Source organism: Streptomyces sp. STAM6 (assembly GCF_054963715.1).
The window spans coordinates 56,349-78,186 of the sequence record NZ_JBUEFZ010000031.1; the positions used below are offsets into that span (position 1 = coordinate 56,349).

22 protein-coding genes are annotated in these 21,838 nt (G+C 69.7%); 10 read left to right on the top strand and 12 right to left on the bottom strand.

The genetic code is table 11. The features are described 5' to 3' along the window. Window positions 1–17: 17 nt before the first annotated feature. The 3 genes from ACY34K_RS27310 to ACY34K_RS27320 all read right to left on the bottom strand — a co-directional run bounded on the left by ACY34K_RS27310 (window position 18) and on the right by ACY34K_RS27320 (window position 2,213). Complete coding sequence (locus tag ACY34K_RS27310) at window positions 18–473, bottom strand: hypothetical protein (RefSeq protein WP_462751695.1); 456 nt, start codon at window positions 471–473, stop codon at window positions 18–20. Between the two features lie 424 nt (window positions 474–897). Beyond that, on the bottom strand, window positions 898–1,134 hold the full coding sequence (locus ACY34K_RS27315; RefSeq protein WP_462751697.1) for a hypothetical protein: 237 nt from the start codon (window positions 1,132–1,134) through the stop codon (window positions 898–900). Window positions 1,135–2,033: 899 nt separating this feature from the next. Continuing rightward, window positions 2,034–2,213, bottom strand: coding sequence for a hypothetical protein (locus tag ACY34K_RS27320; protein ID WP_462751699.1), 180 nt, complete (start codon window positions 2,211–2,213; stop codon window positions 2,034–2,036). A gap of 153 nt (window positions 2,214–2,366) precedes the next feature. Between ACY34K_RS27320 and ACY34K_RS27325 the strand changes: the two genes are divergently transcribed. Then, window positions 2,367–2,753, top strand: coding sequence for a hypothetical protein (locus ACY34K_RS27325; RefSeq protein ID WP_462751701.1), 387 nt, complete (start codon window positions 2,367–2,369; stop codon window positions 2,751–2,753). A 1,467-nt stretch (window positions 2,754–4,220) separates the two neighbouring features. Here ACY34K_RS27325 and ACY34K_RS27330 read toward each other — a convergent pair. Further along, window positions 4,221–4,403: a hypothetical protein gene (locus ACY34K_RS27330; protein ID WP_462751703.1), complete on the bottom strand. Its 183-nt coding sequence runs from the start codon at window positions 4,401–4,403 to the stop codon at window positions 4,221–4,223. A 28-nt stretch (window positions 4,404–4,431) separates the two neighbouring features. Here ACY34K_RS27330 and ACY34K_RS27335 point away from each other — a divergent pair, with 28 nt between their 5' ends. Together ACY34K_RS27335 and ACY34K_RS27340 are read left to right on the top strand one after the other, a co-directional pair. Next, window positions 4,432–4,980 (top strand): glutamate racemase, encoded by a 549-nt coding sequence (locus ACY34K_RS27335; RefSeq protein WP_462751705.1) that lies wholly within the window; start codon window positions 4,432–4,434, stop codon window positions 4,978–4,980. A 1,125-nt stretch (window positions 4,981–6,105) separates the two neighbouring features. After that, on the top strand, window positions 6,106–7,206 hold the full coding sequence (locus ACY34K_RS27340) for an amidohydrolase family protein (protein ID WP_462751707.1): 1,101 nt from the start codon (window positions 6,106–6,108) through the stop codon (window positions 7,204–7,206). Window positions 7,207–7,471: 265 nt separating this feature from the next. Here ACY34K_RS27340 and ACY34K_RS27345 read toward each other — a convergent pair whose 3' ends face one another. Then, on the bottom strand, window positions 7,472–8,158 hold the full coding sequence (locus ACY34K_RS27345) for a DUF4328 domain-containing protein (protein WP_462751709.1): 687 nt from the start codon (window positions 8,156–8,158) through the stop codon (window positions 7,472–7,474). A gap of 397 nt (window positions 8,159–8,555) precedes the next feature. Here ACY34K_RS27345 and ACY34K_RS27350 point away from each other — a divergent pair, with 397 nt between their 5' ends. Continuing rightward, the gene (locus ACY34K_RS27350) at window positions 8,556–9,698 is read left to right on the top strand and encodes a DUF6745 domain-containing protein (protein ID WP_462751711.1); all 1,143 of its coding nucleotides are present in this window, start codon (window positions 8,556–8,558) and stop codon (window positions 9,696–9,698) included. A gap of 12 nt (window positions 9,699–9,710) precedes the next feature. After that, the gene (locus ACY34K_RS27355; protein WP_462751713.1) at window positions 9,711–10,139 is read left to right on the top strand and encodes a hypothetical protein; all 429 of its coding nucleotides are present in this window, start codon (window positions 9,711–9,713) and stop codon (window positions 10,137–10,139) included. A gap of 796 nt (window positions 10,140–10,935) precedes the next feature. Here ACY34K_RS27355 and ACY34K_RS27360 read toward each other — a convergent pair. The 3 genes from ACY34K_RS27360 to ACY34K_RS27370 form a co-directional block, all read right to left on the bottom strand. Then, entirely contained in the window at window positions 10,936–11,337 is a 402-nt protein-coding gene (locus tag ACY34K_RS27360) for a DUF4234 domain-containing protein (protein WP_462751715.1), read from the bottom strand. Between the two features lie 673 nt (window positions 11,338–12,010). After that, entirely contained in the window at window positions 12,011–13,135 is a 1,125-nt protein-coding gene (locus ACY34K_RS27365; protein WP_462751717.1) for a tetratricopeptide repeat protein, read from the bottom strand. Continuing rightward, window positions 13,132–13,440, bottom strand: a complete 309-nt coding sequence (locus ACY34K_RS27370; protein ID WP_462751719.1) for a hypothetical protein — start codon at window positions 13,438–13,440, stop codon at window positions 13,132–13,134. Before ACY34K_RS27370 ends, ACY34K_RS27365 begins: the two co-directional genes overlap by 4 nt. Before the next feature lie 618 nt (window positions 13,441–14,058). Here ACY34K_RS27370 and ACY34K_RS27375 point away from each other — a divergent pair. Together ACY34K_RS27375 and ACY34K_RS27380 are read left to right on the top strand one after the other, a co-directional pair. Next, a complete protein-coding gene (locus ACY34K_RS27375; protein WP_462751721.1) occupies window positions 14,059–14,988 on the top strand; it encodes an SDR family oxidoreductase in 930 nt (309 codons plus the stop codon). A gap of 332 nt (window positions 14,989–15,320) precedes the next feature. Then, entirely contained in the window at window positions 15,321–15,932 is a 612-nt protein-coding gene (locus ACY34K_RS27380; RefSeq protein ID WP_462751743.1) for an SDR family oxidoreductase, read from the top strand. A gap of 57 nt (window positions 15,933–15,989) precedes the next feature. On the opposite strand, the gene ACY34K_RS27385 is transcribed toward ACY34K_RS27380, so the two are convergent. Continuing rightward, entirely contained in the window at window positions 15,990–16,259 is a 270-nt protein-coding gene (locus ACY34K_RS27385) for a hypothetical protein (protein ID WP_462751723.1), read from the bottom strand. A gap of 189 nt (window positions 16,260–16,448) precedes the next feature. On the opposite strand from ACY34K_RS27385, the gene ACY34K_RS27390 reads away from it, so the two are divergent. Together ACY34K_RS27390 and ACY34K_RS27395 are read left to right on the top strand one after the other, a co-directional pair. After that, window positions 16,449–16,832, top strand: a complete 384-nt coding sequence (locus ACY34K_RS27390) for a hypothetical protein (RefSeq protein ID WP_462751725.1) — start codon at window positions 16,449–16,451, stop codon at window positions 16,830–16,832. A 609-nt stretch (window positions 16,833–17,441) separates the two neighbouring features. Beyond that, window positions 17,442–18,806, top strand: a complete 1,365-nt coding sequence (locus tag ACY34K_RS27395; protein WP_462751727.1) for a cytochrome P450 — start codon at window positions 17,442–17,444, stop codon at window positions 18,804–18,806. 452 nt (window positions 18,807–19,258) lie between these two features. On the opposite strand, the gene ACY34K_RS27400 is transcribed toward ACY34K_RS27395, so the two are convergent. Next, window positions 19,259–19,726 carry a hypothetical protein gene (locus ACY34K_RS27400; RefSeq protein WP_462751729.1) on the bottom strand — a complete coding sequence of 156 codons (468 nt, stop codon included), beginning with the start codon at window positions 19,724–19,726 and terminating at the stop codon, window positions 19,259–19,261. On the opposite strand from ACY34K_RS27400, the gene ACY34K_RS27405 reads away from it, so the two are divergent. After that, window positions 19,706–20,119 (top strand): hypothetical protein, encoded by a 414-nt coding sequence (locus ACY34K_RS27405; protein ID WP_462751731.1) that lies wholly within the window; start codon window positions 19,706–19,708, stop codon window positions 20,117–20,119. The genes ACY34K_RS27400 and ACY34K_RS27405 overlap by 21 nt on opposite strands. Here ACY34K_RS27405 and ACY34K_RS27410 read toward each other — a convergent pair. Both ACY34K_RS27410 and ACY34K_RS27415 read right to left on the bottom strand, forming a co-directional pair. Next, window positions 20,070–20,822, bottom strand: coding sequence for an ASCH domain-containing protein (locus ACY34K_RS27410; RefSeq protein WP_462751733.1), 753 nt, complete (start codon window positions 20,820–20,822; stop codon window positions 20,070–20,072). The two genes, ACY34K_RS27405 and ACY34K_RS27410, sit on opposite strands and share 50 nt — an antisense overlap. Window positions 20,823–21,016: 194 nt before the next feature. Further along, a partial coding sequence (locus ACY34K_RS27415; RefSeq protein WP_462751735.1) for an IS701 family transposase occupies window positions 21,017–21,838 on the bottom strand: 822 nt, incomplete at its 5' end.

Genomic DNA, 21,838 nt, shown 5'->3' on the forward strand with positions numbered 1-21,838 from the left:
GTGACCCGGCGGACCCGTCAGACGTCGTACAGGTTGATGGTGACCGACCCCTCGCGGGTGGAGATGGTGTAGCTGCCAGGGCCCTCGACCGGCACGCAGCCATCGGCGAGGACGTCGTCCGCGTTGATGCCGGTGTCGTCCTCGCCGACGAAGGCGCACACCACGGTGACGGGGTGGTCGACGTACCGCATCGTGTAGGGCCCGTCATCCGGGTAGCGCGGGAGGGTGGGGGTGTTGAGGTCTACGTCCGGGTGCTCCCACAGTGCGGTCTGCCGGCCCCAGGGCGCCTCCAGCCAGATCCTGCCGTAGGGCTCCGGCAGGTTGTTGTTGTCCTGTTCCTGAGGGTTGGAGAAGTCGATCGAGTACCGGACGGGTCCAGGTGCCGCCGCCTGTGCGGAGGTGGCCGCCCCGCCGAGCAGCATGAGTGCTGCCGAGGCAACGGCCGCCAGTCGGCCCACGGACTTGTACCGCATAAGCTTCCCCTTTCACTGAATGGAGTCACTCGATTACACAGAGAGACGATAGGGATGGGGCGGCGCCCCCTCTTCCGGGTCGATGACCAAACCACTCGACGGACTGACACTGGTGCTCACCCGGCTTGCCGCGGACCGCCCGCAGGCCGTGTGCGCCCGCTCGCTTTCACCGCGGGGGGTCTCCCGCCACTTCTCCTGCACGCTGCCATGCGCTCGTGAGCGCAGGGCCAGTGGTGCTCACCGCCGAGACGTCCAGGGACAGCGCCGGATCGCCGCCCCGGTCGGATCGGGCCCCTGCCCGGTGGGGCCCCTTGCTGGAGTAGCGCCGCAGGTGCCCCGTGCTCGGGCCCATTCGTCGTAGCGGACCCGGTCGGCTCGCCCAGAGGCCGCCCGTCTCCTGCCCCCTCCGACCGCCGCGGGCCAGTCACACCATGGCCCATGCCCGCGCGCCAGCGCCGAGAGAGTCGCAGAGGGAGAGCGCCGTGCCGTCCTTGCTCCAGGAGATGACGCCGGGGCGGCCGTTGAGGGTCGCCGCATGTCCTCGTGCCGCGCTGCCCGCCGCTCGCGCGCGGGTGGCGACTTCGGTGGCTCCGAGCGTGACGAACCGGCCGTTCGGGGTGTGGACGGTGAACTTCACTTCGGGGTGGAGAACCTTCAGCAACTTCTCGAACTGACCGTCGTGGGCTGCGCTCAGGAAGGCTTGCCACTTCGCGTTGTTGTCGTCCGGCGTTTGCCGGCTGCCGGGCGGCCTGTCCCTTCTCGCGGGCGCGGCTGGTGAACATCTCGGCCGCGTCGCCGGACTTGCCGAGGATGGTGCCGATCTCCGCGAAGGGCACGGGCGAATCCGCCGACTAAACGGAGAACTCGAGCGATCTCCCGACCACTGACACCAGGAGAAGCGGCTTCGAAACCGGACTCGGCCCCGGGGGGCGTGATGTCACGGCCCCGACCCAGGGGTCTCGACTCGCCCTCGGTACCTACGGAGGTACTCCAGCCGGAGACCGGGTGCGGTTGTCATCCGCCGGTCAGCTGCGTGATGGGAAGGAGGCTGTGCCGGCGACGGGCAAACACGGCACGTTGCCGACGGCGGCAGCCCGGTCCCCCAGCTGTTTGACTTCCTCGTGCGGGGCGGCCGGCCGTGACATCGCGAGTGTCTTGAAGGCCCGTGAACTCGGCGAGACCCGCGTCCCGTGCGGCGAGCCGTTCCTTCGGCTCGGCAACCTGGGCCTTCAGCCGATCTCTAGGATGTCCGGGGGCCCTGACGGTCCCGGCTGCCCGAGCGTCCTTCTCCCGCGGTTCAAACCCCTCCGCAGGGTGCTGGTGCTGGTAGGGGCCGGGGCGGTCTCCCTTCGGGTAGCAGCCCGTGCGGGTCACTCCTGCCTCAGCCGCCAAGGTCTTGTCAGCACTGCATGGGGCGAGGTGCTGCGAACGACTTCCCATGGGGCCAACTGGAGCCGCACTTGCCAAGAACACCGGCTGCGCCAATCGGTGGAAGGAACACCGGCGGATCATCGATTGAACCAGCCGGACTCGTCTGGCGGACCCGTACGCTGCGCCCGGTCACGCCGTGCTCCCGTCGATGTCCACCTTGTCGAGCCGGTCACGCACCCGTCCCTCATCGTGCTCGGTGAGCCGGGCCTCGGCCTCCCCACGGCCGAGCGGCACCATCTCGCCCGGCATGTTCCCGCCGGTGAGCTGGACGAGCCGTAGGTGAAATCCGTGGCGGTGGGCGGGGAACAAGGCGCCGGACTCCGCCGCGCCCGTGCGGCTTCCGTAACCGAGAGGGAAAGACCCCGTGGACGTCGGCCGGAGACAGCTGCGCGTCGCCCAGGACGGGTTGGGCCCGTGTTACGTTCACGATGCACTGATCATCGATGCGAAAGGTGAGAAGACATGGGGGACCGGATGCGCAAGGCCGTGCGTGCTGGGTTCGTGGCCGGCGTCGCGCTGGCGATTACGGCGGGGCTGGGCGGCAGCGCCAACGCGGGAACGATCGCGACTATCAATGTCTCGGGCGGCTCGGGAACCTTCCTCGACTACGGCGACCGGGTCGAGTGCTACGACACCAAGAAGGACGGCTACGGCGTCCGTACCTACGCGTTCTCGATGAAGAACGGGGAGGAATGGATGGTGACGGCCTCCTGCTGGGGTGGCGAGGGCGATTTGGTGCAGGAAGGCACGGACTTCGTCGAGGGCGCCAGGGTGAAGATGAAGGTCTGCTACATCAAGAAGGGCGTCGGTGACGTGAGGTGCACCGGCTACAAGTACGCGACCGCCTAGTGTCCTGAGTCGGAGATTCGTCGGCAGCGGTACGCCATGACGGTCACCCAGTTCCTGTGCCAGGCGCTGACGGGTGAACCGCGCTCAGACGTCCTGTGGGACCGGTTTCCGGAAGAGGTACACGGTTTCCGCTCCGCGCTCGCGGTACGGGGCTGATGCGCTCTTCCTGCCGGGCATACGCCCGCCGAAGCCCGCCCGGTCCAGACCGGGCGGGCTTCGGCGGGCGGGGCCGTGCGGGCCACGGGCTCAGCCTGCGGATCGAGCTTGCTCGATCGCCACGTCCGCAAGTCTCCGCCGACTCCCCACGGTGGGCCATTCTCGGCGTTGGCCTTGCGAACAGTGGAGACGATCACCTGGGCATGCTGTTCTCGTCGAGCCTCTCCAAGGCGGTCAAGATGGCGGCTGAGCCGCCACCATTGGCCCGTCGCCGTTTGTGAGGACCACGGTGGGGCGCCGCTCGCCCGAGGAGTCCGACCGGAAGAACCACACCGGTAGCGGCTTCGTCCGTGCGGGACCTTCGCCGTCACCGGCGCCGGGGCGCACAGTCCGCAGAATTTGTCCCAGGCGCCGCGCCCAGCCCTGTACAACTGCTGCTCCTTGCCCGGGTCGTCGGAGCCCAGGACGAAGAACAGCGCCTGGCCGTAGTACTGCGCGGCCGCAGGGCACGGAAACGCGCGGTCTCCGGGTCGTGTGCAAAGCCCTGCGGAGGCTGCAAGAGCTGATTGCCGAGTCTCCTGAAGGTATTGGTGTACGTCTGGACCGAGAGGCCGGCCTTGTTGATCGCGTTCACAGCGGTGAGCACCTCGCCCACCTCGGCGGCACGGAACGCGGACGCGCCGACCGCCCAGAGCCCGTTGAAGTTGAAGGCCGGGTCCTTGAAGAGAGTCATCACGCCGGGCGTGGCGCCGCCCGCGGGGCCGGAAGGCGACTCCGAGGGGGCGCGTGCGGGCGCGTTCGCAGGCGAAGCCCCCGACCACGTGCACCCGGTGGCCAGCACGGCCCCGGCCCGCCGACGAGCCCGGCAAGCGTGGTGCGACGGGTGCGGCCGGAGCCGGGAACGCTCGGTGCGTACGTCATGGAAGCCGAACGTAGGAGCCGCACCTGCAGCCTCCCTGTGCGCGACACACGCTGCCCCCCCGGACGGCCCTCCACGCAGTGCCTGAATGCTCCGACCTTCAGACGGACAACCTTCCCCCCGTGCACTCCGAATACCGTCTCCAGCACCGCGCGGACGACGGAAGACGGGCCACGTAACCCTGCTGAGCTGTGAAGTTCTCGGCTTGATTGAGCCGGAGGCGCTGAAAGGTGCACCTCCGGTGCTGAGGGGCAGGGTCACGGCAACGCGACCGCCATCCGCCCCCGCGCTGTGACCGAGCGTTCAACGTGTCCGGTCCGGCCAAGTCTCTGCTCAGGAGGCAGCTGGTGCCGGAGGGATGAGATGCGTCGGCTACAAGGTGTCGAGTGGGCTCAGAATGTGAGCAGAGTGCACAGGTCGTTGACGCGGTGGCCGCGGGCGGTGAACGCGCCGAGGATTCGGGGCAGGGCCCGGGCGTCGATCACGTCGGTGCGGGCCCTGTGCGCCCCGACGTGCGTCTGCAGGACCGTACCCGGCGACGCGGGGCGTCGGGTGCCCTGTCCACTGCGTGGCATCGTCATCCTGCTCGGAACCGTCCCCGCCGTGAAGCCGGCCGCGGAAACCAGTCGAAAGCTCGCCGTGTGGGCGACCGTCCGGACCACCGCGAGCGACTATCAGGATCGGCTGATCGCGGACTTCGGGAACGGCATGCCGGTCGCACGGGTCGCCTGCCCCGGCCTGGCCGAAGCGATCGACCACGGTGACGTGGCCGCCGCAGCGGAGGCGATAGCCGATGCGGCCGAGCGAACCCCCCGAGACTGCGACGCCGTGGTACTGGGATGTACGCACTACCCATTGGTGGCTCCGGAGATTCAGCAGGGCCTGCCCACCGGAACCATCCTGTACGACAGCGCGGAAGCGGTCGCCCGCCAAGCACTGCGACGGCTGAACCGCACAAGGGAGAGGCACAGCATCCTGGGCTCCATCGACGTGGTACTCAGCGGTCGTCCCGGCAGCCTTCCGGCAGCCGCGCACGCCTATCCGGTGGGCCGTGCCCTGGCCACCGCGGCGCGGGTACCTCGCGAAGCTCTCCTCTCCGCCACCACCCGAGCTGCCACCACCCGAGCCTCAGTGCCTGCCCTGGCCATCTGAGCGGACGCCGGGTCTCTTGTCCGCTACACGCCCATCTGCGCGAGCTCTCAGGCTGGCTTTGGCCTGGGTGGGCTTCAGCGTGCTGGGGCAACATCGCTCGTAGTCCGGCAGTTGCGACGGGCGTCCATGAGCCGGTCGATTGACCGTTCGACAGCGGCAGGGCGGCATGAAAACGCGGTTGGGTCGCGGGATGGGCCGCAGGGTCGACCACAGGTGGCCCTCGGTCCAGGCGTGCAGCAGGACACGGCAGCAGGCCGAGTCTGTACAGATCCGGGTGATCTGCGGGTGTGTGAGCCTCAGCCGCGAGAGCAGGTCCCTCGCCATGATCTCGACCCGGGGCTCGCCGGGCGCCACCGTGATCGGGTAAGCCGTGCCGGGCGTGTCGAGCACAAGGTGTCTCTTGCAGCCGCTGATCTGCTCGCCCCGCGTTGTAGCCGCGGCTTCCATTCCGACAGTTGAGGTCGCCTTCAAACGAAGGGGAGTCGACGACAGCGTTACCGGGCAGGGGCAGCGCCCCTGTTCTTGCGGACCGTTCGGCGGAGCCGGCCGGGGATGAAGGTGACCGCCCCGGCCCGGTTCCACCGCCGGCACCCGTCCGGCGGGCGAGAGACGGGGCCCACCACCCTACGGGTCCTTGGAGAGCGCGGCTGTGGTCTGGGGGGCCGATTACGCGAGGCCGCAGTCCGGGCGGGCCACGGCATCGTGCGCTCGTCGGCGAGGGCGGCGTTCCACATGGCGGCGACGGGTGCCCGCCCACGTGCACTGACGGTAGCGGCGTCGCAGGCCGGACTGGCCACCATCGACAGGCTGGAGTACGGAGCCATCCTGTGAGCACGGCGCCAGGCAGAGGAGCGGTCCTGCGGCAAGGACGGATGTCGTGACGGCGCCAGTCTCCGCCTCGGAGGGACGATGCGGGTGTCATACCGCTGCATGCCCACGAAGGGGGTGTCAGCGATCGCCCCTCACCACTGAACTTGCGCGCTGTTCGTCCGGTTCCATTGGGTGACGGACCGACGGCCCCGGCGCGCTTGCCTTGCCGGGACAGCACCGCCACGCACAATATCCGGACCTTGTTCGCAGCACAGAGGGTGGCATTTCTCTGCGCAGTCTCCTGGGAGAGCAAACGTGACGGTCCTTCACCGTAAGCGCGTCCAGGTCTCGGCCGCGGCCATGGCCGTCGCTGCCGTGGCCGCCTCATCGGCCGGCGCGAGCCAGGCGCTCGCCGACGGCGCGTGCTTCGACCGGGCGACACGGCCCTCTACCTCTGTTGTGGACAGCCATCTGCACTACCGGCCGTTCGGCGGCAAGGCGATCCCCTTCGACGAGGTCAACGACTTCCTGCGCAAGAGCGGTGTTCGGTACGTGAATGTGTTCGGCATCGGGCAGAAGCTGCCCGCCGACTCCGACTGCACGTACTACCTCAACTGTCCCGGCACACCTGTGCTGCCCAGCATCAAGAACGATGTCGTCAACGCCGAGAACTATCTCGAGACCAAGCCCGGCGACCCGCACGTCACGCTGTCGATGACCGCGTTCGACCTCGCCAACCCCGAGACCATCCCTGAGACGCTCGACATGTACGACCGGGAGTTCCCGGGGCTGTTCCGGTGGGCCGGCGAGCTCAATCTCTTCAAGGGAGCCTTGCTCCCCAACCACCACGAGCCCGCGACGATCGAGGACATCGACGCCTGGGCGCCGATGATGCGGAAGCTGGAGGAGCGCGGCATCCCCGTCACCATCCATGCAGATCTCGGCACCGACGGCGAACCCACCAAGTATTTGTCTCTCTTCCGGCACATGCTGCAGCGCTACCCTCATAACAAGATCGTTTGGGCGCACATGGGCCTCTCCAAGGAACTGTCTGCCATGGACCCCGCCCAGCACATCGCCATCGTCCGAGGCCTCCTCGACCGACACCCCAACCTGACGCTCGACCTGAGCTGGCGAGTCCTGGAGGACCGGTACTTCAGCAAGCCCCACGTGCGCGACCAGTACGCCGCCCTGCTCGACCGCCACCCCACCCGGGCGATTCCAGGCACCGACTTCGTCGCGTCACGCGACAAGACCTACGCTGTTTACAAGGAGGAGCTCGAAGTGACCAGCCGCATCAACAAGGCGTTGGGCGACGAAGCCTTCCGCAACATCGCGCTCGGAGAGAACTACTTCCGCCTCCTCGATCTCAAGGTCACGGCGCCTCGGATCTGTAGACCGCCTGCTGCCCGATAGGCAGGGAAACCCAGCGACGTGCCGCTGACAGGCCCGCTCCCACCTCAACGCACGTGGGCCCCATCCCGCTGCTCCGCGGCCCGCTCGGGCCCACGTGCGTTGAGCCCGGCAGGAGTGCGGCGCTGCTCAGGTCGGTGAGCCGGCGACGGCACCGGCTCGTCTCAGGAGTCCACACAGGGTGCCGCGCAGGCGTTCGATGTGCGGCGGCCTGGCGAGGGTGTGCCAGTGGCGCGGCGAAGGGTCAGCGTCTCAAAGGCTCGTACCGTCAGGACGACGGCACCCCGGCTGCGTCATGGGGTCGGTCGGCCAGCGCCCTTATGTGCTGCATAGCCGTCAGGCGTCGGACGAACAGGATCGCCAGAACGGCCGCAGAGAGGTCCAGCAGGCTGCCCGCCACCAGGCCCAGGGCGGCTTGCTGTACGGCGTCGGCATCTTCGGCGCGATCCCATGCCTTGCCGGCGATACGGTTGGCCACAAGCGAGAGCACCCACAGGGTCCACCAGGCGTTGAGGACCGTCCGAGGGACGCGCTTTTCGTGTTCGCTCGCTTCCCAGACGTCGCCGGCGATCGCACGCGGGATCCACAGGTTGGCGAACGGGATGAACCAGGAACCGATCGCCCACCCGGGTCCGCGGCGCTGCTCCTCGGGGCCGAAGACCCCCGCGTTCACGCGTGCCCGGTGGAACCAGACGATGAACGTGGCCGCGGTCGCGAGCAGCCCGATCAGGCTGAGCGAGTCGGAGAGGAGCATCACCATGTCGGCGCGCTCCGCGGTGTCGATGTACGTCTCGTAGTTCTCCACCGCCCCGGACTCCGCCGCGGCCATGGCCGTGCTGATCGCCGAGCGGCTGTTCAACGCGGCGTAGACGGCGAACACGTCCAGCACGGCGACGAGGGCGAGCAGCGCGGTCACGGCGTACGACAGGCCGATGAGTGGGCGGACCGGCGCCATGGGCGGAGATGGCGCCCAGCCGACCGGAGACCCGACCGCGGGTACGGCCCCGGCGGTGCCGCACCCCGTGCACAAACCTGACGTGTCGGCGGCCACCCGTGTGGCACATCTGGAGCAGAGCATGACGAAATAACCCCCCACGGGCGTCGGGGGCCGTCCGAGACCGGGCCGAAGGCCGGGCTCCCCACGGATCCTTTACTTACGCCGCACCCGCGAGGCAGGATCGACCAAAAGGCGTGGGGGCTGCATGGAAGACGGCGGGAAGATAAGCGAGCTGACGGAACAGCAGGAAGCGGACCTCCGTCAGGTAGGAGAGGAATGGGCCGCCGTCAACGGGGCGACCGGTCCGGGCGACAGGGCTGTCGCGGAAGCAGGAGTTCGCACGGCCTATCGCGCCGTGGGTCTGTCACCGCCGCGGTTCGTCGTCTGGCTCGACTCCCCCTGGGCCGGGCTCATCGGGCAGGCCGTTCTACCCGCGGTGATCGCCTCGGTCACGCGAGAATGGCGTGCCGTGGCGCGCAGGCACCTCCGCCGTCGGCTGAAGGATGAGATACCGGCGGCCGGCGGATACTTCTTCGCCGAGGACACCCACTCACTGATCGACGCACAGGTCACCAAGCCCGTGCAGCAGCGGGTGGGCACCGCCGTCCGCCAGACTGAGCTCTGGCAGAGCGGCTGGCGATGGTTCGCGCACCAGCACATGCGCAGCCAGGTGAACGCGCAGCACCTCGGTGCGTTCTGGGAACTGACCCGGCCCGGCGAGCCGGTGGTCGGGGCCGACTTCGAAGTGGTGTCCCGCGTGTGCACCGAACTGACGGCTCAGGTGGCTGCCCAGGCAGGGGTCCCCGGCAGCGTCCGCGAGGTTCCGGCGCGACTGCCGCGGCGTTGGTGGCGCGGCAGGGTCATGTCCCCGATGGGCGTGTCCCCGTACGCGCTGGTCGACGCCATGGCGCGCCTCGGTGTGTCCGGCATGTCCGCCGTGCAGGCCGAGGGCCAGGTGGCACGGCATGCGGGATGGTGGTGGGCGCACCGTGACTTCGCCGTCATCACCCCTCGCCCCGACGCCTTCCGATGCGATGCGCAAGGGCGACCGCACTGTCCGGACGGACCAGCGGCGGTGTGGCCGGACGGCTGGGCGATCCATGCCTGGCACGGCACGAGGGTCCCCGCCTCCCTCGTCACGACCGGCTGGAACACGGACCAGATCCTGACGGAACCCAACGCGGAGGTGCGCCGGTGCGCCATCGAACGGATGGGCTGGCCGGAGTTCATCGCCGCGGCAGGTCTGCGGCAGGTCGGGAGGAGCGCACCTGATCCCGGCAACCCGGGGCAGCAGCTCACCTTGTACGACCTGCCTACCGCGATCTACAACGTCCCCGTACGGGTGCTGCTGTGCACCAACGCAACGCCCGAACGTGACGGTACGCGCCGCTCGTACGGGCTCACGGTCCCCGCGGAGACACCGGACCCCGTCACCGCGGCAGCGGGTCTCCTGGGCCTGACCCGCGAGCAGTACCTCACTCTGGCCCGTGCCACCTGAAAGGGAGATGCGATGACCAAGCGGCAGCCCACACTCCAGGACGTGACCGAACTCGTCGGCGTCGACGTCCTCGAACACCTCGACCGGCAGGCCACCATCCCGGTCTCCGCAGGTCTCCAGCGCCAGGGAGACGTCGGACTCATCCCGATCGGCCTCATCGGCTACGAACCGCCGCAGGGCGGCGAGCAGGTGCCCGCCCACGGAATACCCCTGGTCTCCTCCGGCCAGGGCGGGCACGTCCATCTCCTCGTGGCCGACGGCCCGGTCACGTGGACGCCGATCGAGACCGAAGGTGCCGACGTCGGCTGTTTCACCGTCCACGACGGCGCCACCGCCTACGTCCTGCACCCCGAACACGGGGCCATGGGGCACGCGCCGGGCACCTACCTGGTCCGCCGGCAGACCGAGCAGGCCGAAGACAAGCGGCTCGTCGCCGACTAGGCCGTCGCGTTGCAGGGAGGAGGTTGGCCGGCTTCACGTTCCGAGGGGTGATTCCGCAGCTGTGGGCCAGACGTGGAGCACCAACGGTCCGGCGTGCCGGGTCCAGCAGCTGCGCCTCTTCGAAGGCCGGCTCACCATCGGTCCTGTCCTCGCTCGGCGAGCTCCCGCGTCAGTCTCCGAGCCGTTCGCCGAAGCTGCTCCCGCTCTGGATCGACAACCGGGTACATGAACACCGCGATGAACCGCGACTCCCGCTGGCTGGTCCCCGGCGACGGCGGCCAGCCGCTGGATCCCTCCGCTCTCGGGGAGTTGGTCAACGATCTCGGTGGGTGGCCGCGGCCCCGTCGGCGGTCCCCACTCGCTGGCCGGGCCTTCAGCGATTCCCACCCACCTCCTTGACTTGCCTCTCCTTGAGTTGCTGTCGGGGTGATCGGGGGTGAGGCACCTACCGCTCACCCGTGCACGATCCGTTACCCAGACCCGGTAGCCCGCACCTCCCAGTGCTGGACAGGCCCAGACATGGGTCGCGGCGGCCTCTGACCCGCGGATCAGGGGACGTCACGCTGTCCAAGACACCGCTCCGAGGTCACCGCCTTCGCGTTCCACAGAACCTGCCGGTGCTAGGGCGCTTTTCGAAAGTCCCGTCTGGCCGGGGGCGTCTGGCCCCGCCCTCCGGGCGGACGACGCCACTTTCGAAGCACGTTCTGGAAGCACACCACGCCTTCGTCGTGGCGGTGCGTGCTTGGGCCCGTGGGCCACGACCCCGACGCCCGTCGTGCCAGGAGTGCCCGGGTTTTCATGCGGCGAGCGGGACCTCGGCGCCTTCCTCCGGGTCCTGGTAGCGCGACCAGATCTGGTTCAGCTCGTACTGGTAGTACAGCGGGAACAGACCAGCCACGATCATGAGGACCAGACCGATCCACGGATTGCAGCTGGGCCGCATGCCGGCGGACTCCTGCATCCGAGCGACGCGTTTTCCCGTGTTGTAGACGGACACGAACGGCGGGACGATCACCAGCCAGCCCACGGTGACAGCCAGCAGCGCCATCACCGGGTCGACCTCGATCCGCCGGTCGAAGTCCCGTGCCTCGCGGTTCACCTTGTAGTACCAGACCAGGCTGTAGATACCCAGTGTGATCAACGGCCAGATCAGCCAGACAAGGAAAATGTTGCGTGTCTTTCCTGCACGACCGGACATGACGTCTCTCCCGATCCGATGGGACGGTGGGGACACGAGCCGACGCCTCCACAACAGTCCACCACGACCGGTTCGTACGCGCACGCCGGGGCGCCGCTCGTTTGCCGGTCGAACCCCCGGCGCGCCCCACGCACGCTACTCCGTGCACCGTGTGTGACGAGCCCAGTGGCCGGGACAAGGAGGGCGACGTCCGTACGCGAAGCCTTCGGGGCCCGCGCCGGTGAGCCCGCGGCGGCTGACGATGCCGGTCCGGGTCCGGACGACTGCCGGTGCGCGCCGGACGGGTTTTGGACCGGCCGCTGGGGCGAGTCGGCAGGCGGCCACCCGGCCCGGATCGCGTGAGCCGCGGTGGGGGCCCGCTCGAGGAGCTCCGCCCTCGACGTTCAGGAACGCGTTCGGTCTTCCGGGCACACGGCTGCGTGAGTGGCCGGGCCTGCTCCTTCGCCGGGCAGCTCTTGCGGGCAGCGATCCGGTTCGGCTTGGTGCGGGCCGGCTCGGAAACCAGGGGCGGGAACCGCGGCCACATGGGTGCTGACGGGTGGCGGTGCCGGAACGAGGCCTGCGGCTGCGGCGCGGCCGACGGACGCGGCGGGCACCTGCGCAGCGCGCAGATGAGCCCCGAGCAGCGCCGGCCGGAGGTGACGCGGCCGCCTTGCGCGCGGCCGCACCCGGCTCAGCCGGTCTTCTTCCGGTCGAACCACATCGTCGCCGCCGTCGGCACCAGACCGGCCCAGAACAGCACATGGGGGACCGTGCGTTCCGTCCATGGGATCTGGGTGATCAGCACCGCGCAGATCATGGCCCACGCCGCCTGGCCCAGGACGGCACGCGGCCACGCGCGGCGCCGTACGAGCGAGCGCAGGTTGACCCGGATGCCTGCGCGCAGCCGGCGGTACCTCACCAGAGCGCCCAGAGCCCACACGACGGCCATGGGGACGAGGTCCCAGAGCCGCTGGCCGAGTGGCAGCGGCAGCTCCCGCGGGGCCTCGCCCTGCGTGGCGAACAGGTCGACACCGACACCGGCGAGGGCGAGGCAGAGCAGGGCCAGCCAGCGGACGCCGCGCAGCAGACGGTAGGAGGCCTCGTCCAGGCCGCGCCGCATCGGCGCCGACTGGGGAGCGGAAGCCAGCGCGTCGGCATACAGCTTGGCGGCCTCCGCCGCCTTGACGCCGGGGGCGGTCGCCGCCCTTTTTGTCCACCGGGCCAGGGCCTGCTCGTGCTGCGGGTCGAGCCGGAGGATGGCCTCGTCAAGTTGGTCGGCGGCGGTCCGGTCGCCCGCCATGTCGGCGATCAGCCACGCCACCTCATAGGCGAAGACCTCCTCCGGTCCCAGGCGGATGGCCTGCTGGGCCAGTTCGCCGGCCTCCCGCAGGGCGGCCTCGTGGTCCTCGCGACGGCCTTGGCCGCCGTTGGCCTGCCCGGAGCGGATCGCCCTGATGCGCCACAGCCAGTTGGCGAGCAGCGCGTAGCCGTGCCACTGGTCGGGGGCGAGGTGGATCACCTCGCGCAGCACACCCTCGGTCTCCAGGAAGCGGCCCGCCGCTCGCAGGGCGTGCGCGTGCATGACGAGCGCGCCGACGTCCTCGGGGTCCAGCGCCAGGGCCCGCTCTGTCGCCTGCAGCGCCTTGACACCATCCGTGTCGTCACCAAGATGGCTGCGGGCGAGCTTGACCCATGCCCGGACGTCTTCGGGGTCCTCCGCGAGCCGTCGGGCCAGCAGCTCCCGGGCCTCCTCGTTCCGCTTCAGGTCGATGAGTACGTCGGCCCGCTCCACGGCGGGGTGCACGGCCGCGGTCACCGCATGTGCCTTGTCTTCAGGTACCCGGCCAGGTTGCCGCACATCCCGCCCCGGTTGGCGAACATCGCCACGTTCCGCGTGGAGGCGAAGCACGGCCCGGCGGAGGGGACGGTCTCCTTGGCCGCGGCCTTCCGGTCGAACCCGGGCCGCGAGGACGAGGGTTGCGTCGGCGTCGGGGCCGGCGTTCCGATCGCCCAGGTCGTCGAGTCCGGAGTCTGAACGTCACTCGGCGCGTGCTGGAGCGCCACGGGCGCCACGGCGACGGCGGTACGCAGACTCTGTATGAGAGGGAGGTCGTCCGGCATGATCCACAGCCTACGCCCGCCGTATGGCACATCAGGAGGCACCCGGCGTCCAGCCGCCCAGGCAGGGCCCGATCTCCTGGTCGACGGCGTGCGCGTCGGTCGGCTGGGGCCGGTCGGTGGGTGGGCAGTGGCCCGTACGGCGGCGATTGGGCGGTACCACGGCCGAACGGGGCTGCGGGCCGACAGCCCGGCGACAGCAGTGGCACACTGCGGGGCCGCGGGTCGCCGCCCGGGAGCGGTGGCAGCGGCACTGGGTGGTGGCAACGGCACGGAGGCGGGCGGCGCCACGTCGAATGTGGCCGCGGCACGGGGCGGCACGGCGAACGAGGGCGGACAGCATTCTCGGTTCCGGCGAGAAGGCGGCAAGGCAAGAAGCTGGGCGCTGTCGAGTGGGGTCGATCGAGGCCGGCGGGCGGGCCGTCGCCGTATGCCACACCATGTGGTCCCGCGGCACTTGTGAGACGGGACGGCGACACGGCCGAGGGCGGGTGAGTGCGCCGGGGCGGTGCGGCACGTGTAATGACCGTGTTTGTGCTGTCGGCTACGGGCCGCTTCTGACAGGTCATGCCGCCGGATACCGCCTGCGGTGCTCGGCGTGCGCGAAGGAACGAGGACGGAATGCGCGAGAACTCCTCTGCCGGGCGGCGCAGCCACTCCGGCACCCCGCTGCGGGGGCGGGTCGCGGTCGTGACCGGCGCCGCACGCGGGATCGGGGCGGCGCTGGCACGGAACCTGTCCGATGCGGGGATGCTCGTGGCGCTGCTGGGCCGTGAAGAGGCGTCTTTGCGCGCAACGGCCGCGACGTTGCCGAACCGGTGTGTCTGCTTCGAAGCCGACGTCACCGACAACACGGCACTGCAGGCCGCCGCCCGGCACGTGGAGGAGGTCCTGGGGCCGGCCAGCGCGGTCGCCGCCAATGCCGGCATCGCCGTCGGCGGGCCCTTCGACCGCACGGCGGCCGACCTGTGGCAGCGGGTCATCGACGTCAACCTCACCGGGTCCGCCAACACCGCCAGAGCATTCCTGCCCCAGCTGACGCGCACGCGGGGCTACTTCCTCCAGGTCGCCTCCACCGCGGCTCTGGGCTCCGCGCCCATGATGAGCGCCTACTGCGCCTCCAAGGCCGGCGTGGAGTCCTTCGCCCAGGCGTTGCGCAGTGAGGTCGCGCCCGACGGAGTCGCCGTTGGCATCGCCTATGTCCACTGGACCGGCACCGACATGACCAGCGGCATCGACGACCACCCTGTACTGCGGGCCCTGCGCCGCCACCAGCCCCGCTTCGCGCGCCGGGTCCACACTCCCGAACAGGTGGCCGATTGGCTCGCCCGCGGGATCACGCACCGCTCCCACTACGTGTACGCGCCGCCCTGGCTTCGCTGGTGCCAGCCCCTGCGACCGCTCTTCCCGGCGGTCGTCGCCCGCATCGCCCGGCGCGAACTGCGCACCCGGGCACGCAGCGAGCTGGGGGCGGCCGCCGATGTCCTGGGCGCTGGAGGCCTCGCCGACTGGCACGCCTACCGGCCGCCCGAAGGCTCGAACGGGAAATGAAGCCGTCCCGGTCCGACAGTTGGTGGAGCCCCAGCCCCGGGAACGCGAGCAGCGACACGGGACCTCATCACGATGGCTCGTCGGCGTCGCCGACCCGGGTGACGTCGGCGGCGTCGTGTCGGACATCGAGTCCGGCGTGCTGTCGAAGGTCCCGACAGAAGCCGGTCTTCCACCCGGCCGGGCCGACGTCGCTGGAGGATCGACCGTGACCGGAGCCCGGGCCGCGGTGGGGGATGTGTCGACGACAGGTGCACCGTCACCGGGTGATGTTCCATGTCTCGGCGGGCATCTGAGCCAGTCGGTGGAGCGTCGCGCGCAGGGCCTGGCGGGCAATCGCCTCCACCACGACCGCGCTCCAGGAGGCGGGCGCGCACGTCCGCTACCTGCGAGTGGACATCCGCGACCGTGATCGGGTGAGCACCGCGTTGGGGGAGGTGCGCAGCGACTGGGGACCCGTCAGCGGCCTGGTGCACGGCGCCGGGGTGCTCAACGACCGGCGGATCCGGGACAGGTCGCTCGACCAGTTCGACATGGTGTTCACCACCAAGGTCGAAGGCCTGGCAGCGCTGCTGGAGGCGACCCGGAACGATCCACTGCGACTGCTGTGCGCGTTCTCCTCGGTGGCGAGCGGCATCGGCAACGCCGCCCAGACCGACTACGCCATGGCCAACGAAACCCTGAACCACATGATCGCGGCCGAGCACGCGCGGCGCGGGGACGCCTGGGTGCGGTCACTGCTGTGGGGGCCCTGGCGAGGCGGCATGGTCTCGCCCGAACTGGCCGATCTGTTCACCATGGCCGGAGTGCCCCTGCTGTCCCTGAACGACGGTGCGCGGGCGTTCGTCACCGAACTCACCACCGCTACGCCGCAACCGCAGGTGTTCCTGTCAGCCGGGCCCCTCTCGGCCCTTCCGGGGAAGGCCGCCCATGCCGATGCCGCCTGACGTTCCCCCAACCGAGCCCGGCCCGTACGTGGAGGTGCTGCCCAGGCCGCCGCAGGCCTACGCCGGCACGGTCGCCGATCCGGTGTCCTCGCCGGAGGACCTGGACTCCCCCACGTCCGCCGCACTGCCCCTGAGCCCGCCGCCCCCGAGCCCGCCGACGTCCTTGCGCCTGACCTGCGAGGGCTCGACCGTCCGCCCCCAGGTGACGCTGTCGGCCTGGCTGGAGCTGCGCGTGTCGCGGCTGTCCCGGTTCGCGCCGAGTGCGTCCGCCACCGCCGTGTTCGACGTGTTGCCGCCGCCCCGCCGCTTCCGTTCGCTGAAACACACCACTCCACTCCCCGACCCCTGTGAGAGCGGCGGCTGTTCCACGGCCGCAGCTTCCAGTACCTCTGCTCGGCGAGGGCCGGAGAGGGCGGCGCCTCGGGCGTCCTCGACGCCGGGCGGGGCAGCGTGCCGCGCGGGCTGTTCCACCAGGGGCTGATGGATGCCGTCACGCACATCATTCCGTACACCCGCATGCGACAGTGGTCCCCCGGCCTCGACCCCGCGAGCGTCACCTACCCCCACGGCCTCAGCCGCTTGCACACCTACGGGCCACTCCCCGGCTCCGGCCTCATCGACGTCGAAGCCCGCTTCGCCGGCTTCCACACCGGGGACGCGCGCCTGCCGGTCGTCGACCTCCAGCTGTGCGTGGGCGAGCGGGTGCTGCTCGACGCCCGCCTGGTGCTCGTCCTCCTGCCGGTGGGACAGCTGCTCGCCGTGCCCGCCCGGCTCCGCCGAGGCTACTTCCGCACCGCCGGGCCACCCCCGCTCACCAAGGACGACGCCGACGAGGCACTGGAGGTTACATGCCGCTACCTGGCGGCCATGCCCAAAGACGCGTGGACCGTGAGCTGGTGACCAACGGACCGTGTCCCGCGGTGTGAGCCGGACGATGGCACCCCCACCGCTTGTACCCACGGGGTGGGCAGCAGCGGTGGCAGGGCAGGCCCAGGAGCACCGGCCGGGCATGCCCGTACCGCCACACGCACCGTCGCCACGCCCGCCCCGGCCGGCGGGAGCCTCCATGGAGGTCCGCGGAACTGCACACGCCACACCGCCTCAACGGAGGACTGCTCAGCAGAGTCCGCCCCGGAGTCGAGGGGTTGTCCAGGGCGGCGCGGAACCCCGGGCGTACCTTGGCTTCGCGCGGGTGCTGTCTCTCGGGGAAGCTCATCGACCAGATGCTCGACCCACCTCGAGAGCATGCGGGTCGAGGCAGCGTTTCGGTAGAGCAGCGTCCCGAGTCGTTCGTGCCGCTGCTCCGCCGGGCTGCCTATGGTCCAAGCCGCGAGCCTGACGGAATAATCGTTCCGGCTTTGCGGCGCTCCCCGTGTGTGGGGGCAGCGCAGGGCCTGCTCGTGACAGCTGGTCAGGCTGGACGAGCACCGGGAGGAGGGAGACCTTCCCCGGATCCGGTTGCGGAGAAGCACCGTTTCGGTGCACCCGCTGTCTCGAAGGGCACCCTCTATGACGACTGCGGTTCGGTCAGCTCCCCTCTCGACGGTTCCCCGGGCACCCGGTGGGCTGCCGCTCGTCGGTCACGCCGTACAGCTGTGGCGTGATCCATTCCGCTTCCTTTGCTCACTGAGGGAGCGGGGCGAGCTGGTCCGCGTGGACCTGGGCACCATGCCGATGTATGTGGCCACGACCGCCCCGCTGGTCCACGAGATCACCACCACACATGCGCGGGCCTTCGAGAAGGGCAGGTTCTTCCAGCGGCTCAAGCCGCTCGCGGGCAATGGCATAGCGACCTCGGACGGAGAGATACACAGGAAGCACCGGCGCCTCATCCAGCCGATGTTCTCCCGTGACCGCATCGCCACTTACTCCGAGACCATCAGCCGCAGTGCCCGGACCATGTCCGACTCGTGGAAGCCGGGGCAAGAGGTTGACATGGAGGAGGTGATGGCCGAGTTCGCCATCGACACCCTCGCGTCCACGATGTTCTCCACGGACATCGGGCTGCCGGCCGTGGCGGCGGTGCGTGAACATCTGCCCGCGCTGCTGAAGAACCTGCTCCTGCGCGCCGTCTCGCCCAAGGCACTGGACAGGCTGCCGATCCGGGCCAACCGGGACTTCGACACGGCGGCGGCGGCACTGCGGCAGGTCATCGACGACGTCGTGACCACGGCACGCGGTACCGGACACGCCGGCCACGGCGACCTGCTGTCCCTGCTGATCGCCGCCCAGGATCCCGACACGGGTGTGAGTCTCACCGACATCGAAGTCCGCGACGAGCTCAGCACCATCCTGTTCGCCGGGGCCGAGACCACGGCTGCCATGCTCGCTTGGGCTTTCCACGAACTCGTCAGCCACCCCCAGGTCGAGGAGCAGGTCGTCGCCGAGATTCAGGATGTCGTCGGTGACCGGCCTGTGACGATCGCCGACGTGCCACACCTGACTGCCATGCGGCGCGTCCTGGACGAGGTCGTGCGCCTGCACGGTGTCACCCTGTTGATGCGCCGCGCCATCGCCCCGGTCGACCTTGCCGGAGTGCGTGTCCCCGCGGGAACAGAGGTCGCCTTCAGTCTGTACGCCGTGCACAGGGACCCGGCGTTGTACGAGAACCCGCACCAGTTCGACCCGGACCGCTGGCTGCCGGAACGAGAGGTCGTCACGGGCGTCAACCGCCGGGAGAACTACCTGCCGTTCGGCGCCGGAAATCGCAAGTGCATCGGCGACACGTACGTCTACACCGAGGCTACGATCGCCCTGGCCACATGGCTCGGACGCTGGAGGTTCACCCCCGCTCCCGGGCACTCGCCCAAGGAGGTCGTCTCCGCCGTTCCGCATGCCGACCGGGTGCCTGTGATCGTTGAGCCGCGCAGCTGACGCCGGCCCAGCCCACACCTGAGTGCGCTGCCCATGCTCTCCACGTTTGGGCGGCGAGGTCATCCGGGAGGAACCGGTCTGGTAGGCGGATCAGATCCCAGACCGGGAACCGGTCAGCACTTTGTGCCGGGCGTGGCGGTCGCTCTCCGCCACTCTGGCCGGTGGCCTGCCCACGGCCGGTACGGTGCGGCCGAAGGGCCGGGCCACCTCGCACTGCGGAAGGCTGCCGCGAGTACGTGCGTTCCGGAGGCGGTCAGGGTCGTGCGCCGCGCGGTAGTCGGCGCGGCTGAGCGGCTGGTGGTCACGATGGCTGTCGACGCGGCTGTTCTCACAAAGGCGGTTTGCCCTGGGCGCTCGTGGTGCTTCAAGGGCGGGGGCACAATAGCGGGCGCCCGGCTTGCTGTTACCGCCGCTCGGACCGAAGGAGGCGGTTCAGTCGGCCACCCGCCGACTCACGCTTCCTCGCACCTCGGTGCCACCCCGTGCTCGCGACCGCTCTGTGCGGGAACGGCCTCGTGCAGTCGCCGCCGGACCCAGAACAGCAGCGCCAGCACACCCAGCGCAAGAACTGCGTTGGCTGTGTACTTGGCGGTGTAAGAGACGTCCCCGAGCGGCTCGACCACGAACGACAGCCCCGCGTTGGCCACTAATGCGGCGCCCCCGACCGCCAGTGCGTGCCCGCGCCCCCACCGCGCCCGCCCCGACCACAGCACCACCAGCCCGCCGAGCAGAACCAGTGCCAGCAGATCCAGAACAGTCCCCGGCCGGCTCGCGGGCAGCAAGTGGTGCACCGTCAACAGCACCACGGCGATGCCTCCGGCCAGCCACGATCGCCGGCACTCACCCGGAACGCCACAGGGCGCGGCGACGCGGCAGGGCGCGACGAAGCTCCAGATCACATGACCCGCGACGAAATCCACACGAACTGGCAGATGAAGCGGTGGGCGGCCAAGAACAAGGTCGAGCTGTGCTTCACGCCGACCTATGCGTCCTGGGCCAACCCCATCGAGGCTCACTTCGGGCCGCTGCGGCAGTTCACTTTGGCCAACTCCCACCACCCCCACCACACCGTTCAGACGAGGGCCCTGCACGCCTACCTCCGCCGGCGCAACAGAACGTCCGCCACCCCGACATCCTCACCGCCCAACGACGCGAACGTGCCTGGCATCCGCAGCGAGAAAGCCATCCGCTGGGGCGGGCAGACCCCTGCAAGGAGCGGCATGAGCATGGCCGATCGCCTCGCTCGCTCGACGGCGGATGCAGTCAACGCGTCAGACGAAAATGGACGATGGTGGCGTCATCGGTTGACTTGATGTCGGGGTAGTGGAACCGCAGCCTGTCTTGCAGCTCGGCGAGATCACGAAACCCGTCGGCGACAGCGTCCGCCTCGGTCAACTCGGCAACGCTCTTGGAAGTGATCTGAGTGACCACACCGGACAGCACTACCTCGTCGTCCAACTCGAACACCATGTTCACCGGGCCCGTCTCCACCGGGTCGCGGAACCGCACCGTGGTCGTCTTCCGCCCAGTGCGTACAGCCTCGAGATAGGTGCGATGGAAATGCAGGGTCTGCATCGCGGCCGAGCACAGCGCTCCGTCGGACGCTGCGGACTGCTCCCCCCAGACATAGGCATGAGGCAGGAGATCGGTGATCGCGACACTGCGAATGCCACCAGCTGCCGGCACGAGGACGCGGATACCTGGGTGGTGGTCCAGCAGGACCTGCCGGTCCCGGCCACACGGCGCGAGCACTCCGCGCCCCTTGTCACCGACGGCAACAATCGCCGTTAGGTCACGTGCTCCCGCAGCACGCGCATGCCCGAGCGCCACTAACTCCGCGCAAGGTCCGCCAGTGAAGTGATAGAGGTTGATACCACCGAACATCCGGCCCTGTGCGTCTCGCACGGCTGCCCCGACGGTGTGCACCTCACCGTCACCGTTGGTCTCAACAACGCGCTGGGCGAACTCGGCCAGCTCCAGGTCTTCTTCCGTCGGCAGACTCATCATGTTGTCCATCCAACACACACTTATACACGTCCCCGAGCCATTTAACCCGGTGAACGTTCGCGGTCAGAGCACGTTCGCGGTCAGAGCACTAGTAGTGCTTGGTCAGGTTGGCTCGCGTGTGGGTATGTCGCGGTGACAGGTCGGGCAGGCGCCGGTCCAGAGTGCGAGGAGGGTCTGCAACTCGTGGACGACCCGGTAGAGGGTCAGGCCGGCGCCGCGTCTTTTGGGGCTCTGGCCAGTCGCTGGAGGGTGCAGAAGGCGTGGGCGGCGGAGACGAGGGTGACGTGGTGGTGCCAGCCGGCCCAGGTGCGGCCCTCGAAGTGGGCCAGGCCGAGGGCCTGTTTCATCTCGCGGTAGTCGTGTTCGATGCGCCAGCGGAGCTTGGCCAGCCGCACGAGTGTGGTCAGGGCAGTGTCCTCGGGCAGGTTCGAGAACCAGAACTGGATCGGCTCGGGCTGGGCGGCGGGCCATTCGGCCAGCAGCCAGCAGGCGGGCAGCTCCGGTCCGTCGACGGCTTTGCGGACCTCTCGGCCGGCGGGCCGGACCCGCAGGGCGACGAATCGTGAGTACATCCGCTTGAAGCCGCTTCGGCCCGTGCCGGGACGAGAGCCTTCACGCCATTGCACCGGCCTGGCCGCCTGCTTCCCGGCCTCGATGACCAGGTTCTTCACGCTCCGGGCCGGCTCGGGGTACTTCGCTGTGGGCTTGCGTCCGGTGCCTGTGTAGGGCGGGGTGCAGGGCACCGCGTCGCCGGGCTGGGCGGTCACGGTGGTGGAGATACCCACCACGTAGTGCAGTTTGCGTTCCTCCAGGCCGAGGCGGAAGGCAGCGGTGTCCCCGTATCCGCCGTCGGCGACGGCGAGGGGGACGTCCAGGCCCCACGACCGTGTCTCGTCGACCATGTCCAGGGCCAGCTGCCACTTCTCGACATGCCCGAGCCCGTCGGGGATACCGCATTGCGCCCGGCGGGCCACCTTCCGGGGATCGGCCTTCGGCGAGACGGGGTCCCAGGTCTCCGGGAGGAA

What these genes read in the sequence shown, in the direction of transcription:
- ACY34K_RS27310 (WP_462751695.1), bottom strand. Translation starts at nt 473, where the DNA reads ATGCGGTACAAGTCCGTGGGCCGACTGGCGGCCGTTGCCTCGGCAGCA.
- ACY34K_RS27325 (WP_462751701.1), top strand. Translation starts at nt 2,367, where the DNA reads ATGGGGGACCGGATGCGCAAGGCCGTGCGTGCTGGGTTCGTGGCCGGC.
- ACY34K_RS27330 (WP_462751703.1), bottom strand. Translation starts at nt 4,403, where the DNA reads ATGCCACGCAGTGGACAGGGCACCCGACGCCCCGCGTCGCCGGGTACG.
- ACY34K_RS27345 (WP_462751709.1), bottom strand. Translation starts at nt 8,158, where the DNA reads ATGGCGCCGGTCCGCCCACTCATCGGCCTGTCGTACGCCGTGACCGCG.
- ACY34K_RS27355 (WP_462751713.1), top strand. Translation starts at nt 9,711, where the DNA reads ATGACCAAGCGGCAGCCCACACTCCAGGACGTGACCGAACTCGTCGGC.
- ACY34K_RS27360 (WP_462751715.1), bottom strand. Translation starts at nt 11,337, where the DNA reads ATGTCCGGTCGTGCAGGAAAGACACGCAACATTTTCCTTGTCTGGCTG.
- ACY34K_RS27370 (WP_462751719.1), bottom strand. Translation starts at nt 13,440, where the DNA reads ATGCCGGACGACCTCCCTCTCATACAGAGTCTGCGTACCGCCGTCGCC.
- ACY34K_RS27375 (WP_462751721.1), top strand. Translation starts at nt 14,059, where the DNA reads ATGCGCGAGAACTCCTCTGCCGGGCGGCGCAGCCACTCCGGCACCCCG.
- ACY34K_RS27390 (WP_462751725.1), top strand. Translation starts at nt 16,449, where the DNA reads ATGCGACAGTGGTCCCCCGGCCTCGACCCCGCGAGCGTCACCTACCCC.
- ACY34K_RS27395 (WP_462751727.1), top strand. Translation starts at nt 17,442, where the DNA reads ATGACGACTGCGGTTCGGTCAGCTCCCCTCTCGACGGTTCCCCGGGCA.
- ACY34K_RS27405 (WP_462751731.1), top strand. Translation starts at nt 19,706, where the DNA reads ATGACCCGCGACGAAATCCACACGAACTGGCAGATGAAGCGGTGGGCG.
- ACY34K_RS27410 (WP_462751733.1), bottom strand. Translation starts at nt 20,822, where the DNA reads ATGGACAACATGATGAGTCTGCCGACGGAAGAAGACCTGGAGCTGGCC.